The sequence below is a fragment of the Phycisphaerae bacterium genome (genome assembly GCA_012729815.1).
In the GTDB taxonomy this organism is placed as follows: Bacteria; Planctomycetota; Phycisphaerae; order JAAYCJ01; family JAAYCJ01; genus JAAYCJ01.
The window spans coordinates 45,775-52,756 of the sequence record JAAYCJ010000198.1 but is presented as its reverse complement, the minus strand read 5'-3'; the positions used below and the strand labels follow the sequence as shown (position 1 = coordinate 52,756).

The 6,982-nt window shown below is 62.8% G+C and carries 6 protein-coding genes; all 6 read left to right on the top strand.

The annotated features are described in order from the left end of the window. Window positions 1-657: hypothetical protein (locus GXY33_13435; GenBank protein ID NLX06135.1), on the top strand; the 657-nt coding region annotated here is incomplete at its 5' end. Window positions 658-675: 18 nt separating this feature from the next. Next, entirely contained in the window at window positions 676-2,331 is a 1,656-nt protein-coding gene (locus tag GXY33_13430) for a hypothetical protein (GenBank protein ID NLX06134.1), read from the top strand. 2 nt (window positions 2,332-2,333) lie between these two features. Beyond that, window positions 2,334-3,032, top strand: coding sequence for a prepilin-type N-terminal cleavage/methylation domain-containing protein (locus GXY33_13425; GenBank protein ID NLX06133.1), 699 nt, complete (start codon window positions 2,334-2,336; stop codon window positions 3,030-3,032). Window positions 3,033-3,097: 65 nt separating this feature from the next. Continuing rightward, the gene (locus GXY33_13420; GenBank protein NLX06132.1) at window positions 3,098-3,748 is read left to right on the top strand and encodes a prepilin-type N-terminal cleavage/methylation domain-containing protein; all 651 of its coding nucleotides are present in this window, start codon (window positions 3,098-3,100) and stop codon (window positions 3,746-3,748) included. Window positions 3,749-3,834: 86 nt separating this feature from the next. Further along, window positions 3,835-5,691, top strand: a complete 1,857-nt coding sequence (locus tag GXY33_13415) for a cellulase family glycosylhydrolase (GenBank protein ID NLX06131.1) — start codon at window positions 3,835-3,837, stop codon at window positions 5,689-5,691. Between the two features lie 67 nt (window positions 5,692-5,758). Continuing rightward, complete coding sequence (locus tag GXY33_13410) at window positions 5,759-6,967, top strand: glycoside hydrolase family 5 protein (GenBank protein NLX06130.1); 1,209 nt, start codon at window positions 5,759-5,761, stop codon at window positions 6,965-6,967. Window positions 6,968-6,982 lie beyond the last annotated feature (15 nt).

Here is a 6,982-nt window from a genome sequence, read left to right as displayed (position 1 = left end):
GTGCTGGTGGCGATTTTGCTGCCGGCGCTGCAGAGCGCGCGGGAGAGCGCGAAGACGACGATCTGCATGACGAACATCAGGTCGCAGGCGCAGGGCGTGATGGCGTACGAGACGGATTGGGGCATCTACCCGCCGGTGTACTGGGGTATTCCGGGGATGTCGTCCGACTGGACGGTCTGGACACAGTTCATCGGCAAGTACGTGGGCGGCGGCGAGTTGTTGACCATGCAGCCGGGTTCGTGGCAGGGGATTCTTCAGACGGCGCGGATGAGGGTGTTCTGCTGTCCGTCGACTGAGGAACCCGGCGCGGCGATCGGCGCGGCGGCCGGCGAGGGCATTCACTACGCGTACGCGGATCTCCTGCGGCACATGATTCCCAGCGATGGTCAGGAATACCGGACCGACATCTGGCTTCGTTCGAGTCGGTTCAGCCGCCCATCGGAAATCCGCATGCTGTGCGACGCCTTCGGCTACGCCACGCACTATTGCCCGATTTGCGCCGCTTTCGGGTGGACCGCATCCAGTTGGGATATGCCCGCGTTCGGGCGGCACGGGGCGGGCGGTTTGAATGTCGGTTTCTGGGACGGCCACGTCCGGTTCCTGACGGATTCCGAAGTCGCGGAGAACGCGGAGATGCACGGGCATTTCGGTCTGTAAATACGTTGGAGCAGGTTTATGAAGAAACGTTTGTGGGTTGCGTTTGTGGTTTTGATGGGTTTGGTCCGCGGCGCCGCATCGGCGGAAGAGGCCGGCGCGCCGATCGCGGTATCGTTCGATACGGCCCATGGTTTCGCGTTTCCCGCGGGTATTTTGGGGGTCCAGGAAGAGGTTTTCACGATACCATACCTGCGTAACGACCACATGGAGGATTACCGTCGGCTGGGGCTGACCGCGTTCCGCTACCCCTGCGGGACGCCGTCGGACTGGCTGGCGTGGGACGACATCGAGAACGGGTACTGGCCGTCCGATTTCGAGAAGAATCGCACGAAGACCCGTCCGGACGATTTTGTCGCCTTCTGCAAGGCGCTGGGCTACGAGCCGATCATCACGGTCAACAGCAACCTCGCCGGGGTGCACGACGAGCGCAATCGGATCAACCCGACACGGGTCGAGAGCATCCGCATGGGCGCGGACTACGCCGCCCGGTGGGTGGAGCACGCGAACGTCAAGAACAAGTCGGGCGTGAAGTACTGGGAGATCGGCAACGAGGTCTGGATCTGGCTGAAGGAATCTGAGTACCCGGTGTACGTGCGGGAGTACGCCTCGGCCATGCGGAAGGTCGACCCGGGGATCAAGATCATCGCCTGCGGTCTGGCTGTGGACTCGGAGTTCAACCCGGTCTGGCTCAATTTTCCGGACGATCCGGAGTGGGAACCCCGGTCCGTCAACCGGACGAACGCGGAGAAGTGGACCCGGGCCCTGCTCAAGGACGCCCACGGTTCGTTCGATTACCTGGCCCCTCATATTTACCTGGACGGGGACGGGGTGGACGCGGTGGAGAACGGCGTGTCGCTCTTCGCCAACATCGAGTGCGGCGAGCAACTGCTCCGCCAGCAGATCGCATGGATCAGGGAGGCGAACTCGCCGGTCCGGCTGGCATGCACCGAGTGGATGATCAACTGGCACTACGTTCCAGACATGAAGGGTATCTTCCTGGAGAACAAGTCGATTTCGAAGGCCCATTTCGACCAGCTTGGATACGAGAACTCGCCGACCCACGCCTTTGTCTCCTTGCTCGGCTGCGCGGACTACCTGGGCAAGATGCTGGCCACCGGGTACGTCGATATCGCGGTGGTGCACACGCTGACGTTCGGGATCGGCGTCGCCTGGAACGCGGAGGCCCAGAAGAGCGTCGTGCCCGTGGTGCCCAAGCCGGGCGGGGCGGCCGTCGAGTTCTGGAGCGCCGCCAAGGGTCACCGCGTCGTTCCCGTCCGCCTGGCCCACGTGCCGACCTACACCCACCGGGCCACCTACCAGGGGCGCGACGTGGTGGTGCCCTACGTTACGGCGTACGCCACCGCGACCGACCGGGCGGTCAACCTCGTGCTGGTCAACCGGTCGCCGGACCGCACCTTCACCGTCGCTGTGCCGACCGCCATCGACGGCCGGCGGGTGGTCAAGGCGGTCGAGCACGCGATCGAGGCCGATTCCTGGGCCGCCAACATCTGGCCGACGGTTACCGACGGGAAGCCGTATCCTTTCCGCAAGGCGCAGCGGGCGCTCGACGTGGAAACCCTCAACGCCTATCAGGCCAAACCCTGCCGCCTGGTGCGAGTGGAGCTGGAGCTTGCTTCGCCCGCCACACCGGCCGGCGAACCGGAGGTGGAGTGACCATGAGAAGATCCAGAGCATTTACGCTGATCGAGTTGCTGGTAGTGGTGGCGATCATCGCGGTGCTGGTGTCGATTCTGCTGCCGGCGCTTCAGAGCGCTCGCGATCAGGCCAAGACGGTGATGTGCACGAGCAACCTGAAGCAGATGGGCATCGCGTTCGGCATGTACGCCGACGACAATGCGGGCTTTCTGCCTCTGACGGGCAACCAGCACGACACGACGTCGTGGCAGTACAAGCTGTACGAAAAGTACCTGGTGGCCTCGGACAACCCCGCCGCGTACTATCAGCTCCGGGCGCCGAGCGTCTGGCTTTGCCCGTCGGATACGCGGAAGCCGTCGGCCAATGGGACGTATCACCAGTCGTACTACGGCATCAACCGGTTCCTCAGCGGTTTTTACACCGCGCCGTGGCGAACGACCTCTTACCGGATCGACGAACTGGCCGAGCCCACACGGACGCCGCTGGTGGTCGACGCCGCCAGCTATCTCGGCTGCTATCCCGCCCACATCGCCGAAGCCCACAACTACGGCAATCTGCATTTCCGGCACTATCACAGCAACGGCGACGTGTTTCTGTTTGCGGGCGGCAACACCGGTTGGGTGCCGAATCTCGATGACCCGGCCAGCCCGGAGCAATCGCGATGGAATTACGTCTTCGCCTTCCGGTGGTTCGTCCAGAACACGTGGCTATGGTATTGACCGGAGAAACGAAAGCGAGGGCAACGGTGAAGTCATACGGAACAGGGACCGAGGAGACACAGAACATGGTACGAGGCGATAGACAACGCGGATTCACGCTGATCGAGCTGCTGGTGGTGGTGGCGATCATCGCGGTGCTGGTGGCAATGCTGCTGCCGGCGTTAGGGCAGGCGCGGGAACAGGCGCGACAGGTGGCGTGCCAGTCGAACCTCAGGCAGTTGGGCGTCGGGTTCATCTGCTACCTCGATGAATGGTACGAGAAGCTTCCGCCGGGGTACGTAGGAGCGACAGCGATGTCATGGTATCGGTACCTTGACAAGTACACGCACTACGTCCGCGAGTCCGGAAAAGACATTTTGTCGTGTCTGAGCGACCAGACACAGAACAGTGAGCACGTCAGCTACCGGGCGAATTTCATGTATTTCCAGTGGGCCTGGTCCCCTCCAGGGGGATTTTTCCCGTACCGCGAGGTGAACGAACCCAACATGAAGGTCGCGGTGGCTGAGGGCAGTTCAGCGGTCTATTGGGAAGTGTACATTCAGCCGAAATACTCCGCCGCAGATCCGGACAACTATCCACCGGGTGTACACGAACGGCACTCGCGCGGCGCGAATTATCTATGGATGGACTGGCATGTGACGTGGGAGTCCAACGTTCCGCACAAGGACACGCACTGGTACAACACTTCCGGCGATCACTCCGGCTGGCTGTGGTAACAGTCCGCCCGGATCGCAGAGGTTCTGCGATGGCGCCCTGGAATGCGCGCCTGCAACGAGCATCCATCAACTTCAAGGAACATATGATGAGACAGTTCTGTCTGTTGTTTGGTCTGTTGGGCCTCTGCGCCGGTTATGCCTGTGCTGACGTGCTGCACCGGGTGCCGGGTGGGGATTTCGAGGCCCCGCATTTCGCCGGGTGCGACAGTTATGTTTTTCAGAAGTTTGAGGGCAAGGGCACGTGGAGTCACCATGAGTCGGGCCCGTCGGAGAAGACGGCCGTGGTGGGGCCGGATGTTTTCCGGCGGGCGGAAGCCACGGTCGGCTGGTATCCGCGTTCGGCCAACATCTGGTACACCGATGAGGGTGCGACGCCGACGGACCGGGCGTGGCAGGTACACTGCGATCTGCGTTGGGTCGGCGGCGAGGGCGGTGCGGGCGGCGTGCGGACGTTCGCGCTGCGGTCGGGCGATCAGAACAGCGACATCGTGTTCGAGGTCAATTCCAGCGGCAAGCGGCTGACGTGGAAGGCGGGGTCGAAGTCGGGCGGGTTCGACTCGGCGACCGGTTTTGACGGTTACTGGCGGATGGCGGTGGTGCGGTACGATCCGAAGACCGGCCGGGCGCAAGGGCGTTTCGGCATCGAGGAGGTTTTCGACGTGCGGACCGAGCCCGGGCTGGCGGTCAAGACGCTGTTCTGGGAGGCGATGAGCGGCGAGGGCGTGCACGATCCGGGAACGCTGTTTGTCGACAACGCGGGCGCGTGCGAGTCGGCTGTGCCCGCGGTCGAGCCGGTCTGGAACGACGAGGGCACCCGCTACCGCGGTTTTACCGTCTGCACGATGGATCGGAAGCTGCTGGAGGACGCGATCAATGACTGGCACGCCAACCAGGTGCGGTACATGCTGTGCCCGAGCTGGATTTACCGCAATCGATTTCCGAGCACAGGGGCGGCGTGGCAGGCTTTGCTCGAACGGCTGCCCGCGGACCTTGACCGGGCGGCGGAGTTGGGCGTTGCGGTGGTCCTCGACCTGCACACGATTCCCAACGACAACCCGGCTCCTGTCCCGCCGAATCCCGATCCGGAAAAGAACCCCCACTGGGATTCGGTCCAGTGGTGGAATGACGAAGGCAACCTTCGGGTGATGCTCGAGTGCTGGCGTCAGATGGCCGAGATCTGCAAGGACCGAGAGCAGTCGATCTGGTTTGACCTCTTGAACGAGCCGCTGGAGTGGTCCGTCGTGCACCAGCAGCCGAGTTATCCGCCGCACTGGCCCGAGTGGGTCCAGCAGACGACGGATGCGATTCGGAAGATCGACACGCGCCATCCGGTGGTGATCGAGCCGGGTCCGGGCATGCTGTGCTGGGGATTTACGGACTTTCCGCCGATCAAGGATTCGCACTGCCCGGTGATCTACTCGGCGCACGTGTATCAGCCGGTGATCTACACACATCAGGGCGTCAACGACGTCAAAGTGTACGACTGGCCGGGCGAGTTCAACGACCACGGCGGCGGCTGGTGGGATCGCGAGCGTCTGGAGGTCGAGTACGCGCCGGTCATCGCGTTCCAGAAGAAGCACGGCGTGCGGATCAACGTGGGCGAGTTCAGTTCGCCGCGCTGGGCGCCGCACTCGGCCCGGTATCTGGGCGACTGCCTGGACCTGTTCGAGAAGTACGGCTGGGACTGGAACTACCACGCGTTTCGCGAGGCGGGGATCTGGAGCCTGGAGGAGCCCGACGAGGTCGATCTGTACGACGCCGAGGGCAACTACGTGCGGACCGGATTGGGCGATCCGAACGAGGGGCTGTTTTACGGCCGCTACGGCACGCCGGCCAAGGTCGATGTGCCGAGACCGAAGGAGCCGACCGAGCGCGGCCAGGTGGTCAAGAAGTACCTGGCGTTGAACCAACAACAGCCGACATCCGCACCCGCGACGAAGTAGCGGCTGGCTGTCCGGAGACGCAACCGCACCCTAACCCGATGCTGCTTTCCTGAAGGAGTATGACGGCATGAAGACCAGACGAATTCCCTCCCTGTTCGCCGCTATGGCTATGTTCACGTTTTTCGGCGGGACCTTTGCGGTTTTCGGTCAGACAACGCGTCCGGCGGCTGGGGATCGCGGAAAGACCGTCTACCGCGGTTTTACCGTCGCCACCATGGATCAGGCGGTTCTCGAGAGCGCGGTCAATGATTGGAACGCGAACCAGGTGCGGTACATGATGTGCCCGGTGTGGTGGAAGGACCAGTGGAAGATGCCGTCCTATCAGGCGACGTGGGAGAAGATTCTCGCCGATCTGCCGGCAGGCCTGGATCGGGCCAAGGCGCTCGGCCTGGCCGTCGTGCTCGATCTGCACCAGATCCCCAACGACCATCCCCAGAAGTATTCCGATGACGGGGCGCAGGCGTCCCATGAATACTGGTTTGACCAGAGCAACCTGGAGACGCTGATCGAATGCTGGCAGCAGCTCGCGGAACTCTGCAAGGACCGCGATCAGGTGATCTGGTTCGACCTGCTCAACGAGCCGCTCGATTGGACGCGGGTCCACAGCCACCCGAGCTATCCGCCCACGTGGCCCGAATGGGCGCAGAAGACGACCGAGGCGATCCGACAAATCGACAGGAAGCACCCGGTCGTCATCGAACCGGGGCCGGGAATGCTGACGTGGGGTTTTGCGGGGTTTACGCCGGTCAACGATCCCGTGATGCCCGTGATCTATTCGGTCCATCCCTATCAACCCGTCGAGTATACGCACCAGGGAGTGAGCAACAATATACCTCGCTCCTTCCCCGGGCCGTTCAACGAGCACGGCGGTGGAATGTGGGACAAGACTCGTCTTCGCGAGGAGATCAAGGACGCCATTGAGTTTCAGCAGAAGCACGGCGTTCAGATCTACGTGGGCGAATTCAGCGTGGCCCGTTGGGCGCCCAACGGCGCTGCGTATCTTCGCGAGCTCATTGAGATGTTTGAAGAACTGGGCTGGGACTGGAACTATCATTCGTGGCGCGAGGCCGACGTGTGGAATCTGGAGGCGCCGGACGAAGTCGATCTGTACGACAAGGACGGCAACTACGTGCGCACCGGAGTGGCCGACCCCAACGAAGGCCTGTTCTACGCCCCGTACGGCACGCCGGCCAAGGTCGAAGTGCCGAAACCGAAGGAGTTGACCGAGCGGGCCAAGGTGATGCGTGAGTATTTGAGGCGCAATCGCGCCAAGTGAGGCCGCGGCGGGGTC

Excerpts from the sequence above, each read along its gene's own strand:
- GXY33_13410 (NLX06130.1), top strand. The coding sequence starts at position 5,759 with ATGAAGACCAGACGAATTCCCTCCCTGTTCGCCGCTATGGCTATGTTC.
- GXY33_13425 (NLX06133.1), top strand. The coding sequence starts at position 2,334 with ATGAGAAGATCCAGAGCATTTACGCTGATCGAGTTGCTGGTAGTGGTG.
- GXY33_13415 (NLX06131.1), top strand. The coding sequence starts at position 3,835 with ATGAGACAGTTCTGTCTGTTGTTTGGTCTGTTGGGCCTCTGCGCCGGT.
- GXY33_13420 (NLX06132.1), top strand. The coding sequence starts at position 3,098 with ATGGTACGAGGCGATAGACAACGCGGATTCACGCTGATCGAGCTGCTG.
- GXY33_13430 (NLX06134.1), top strand. The coding sequence starts at position 676 with ATGAAGAAACGTTTGTGGGTTGCGTTTGTGGTTTTGATGGGTTTGGTC.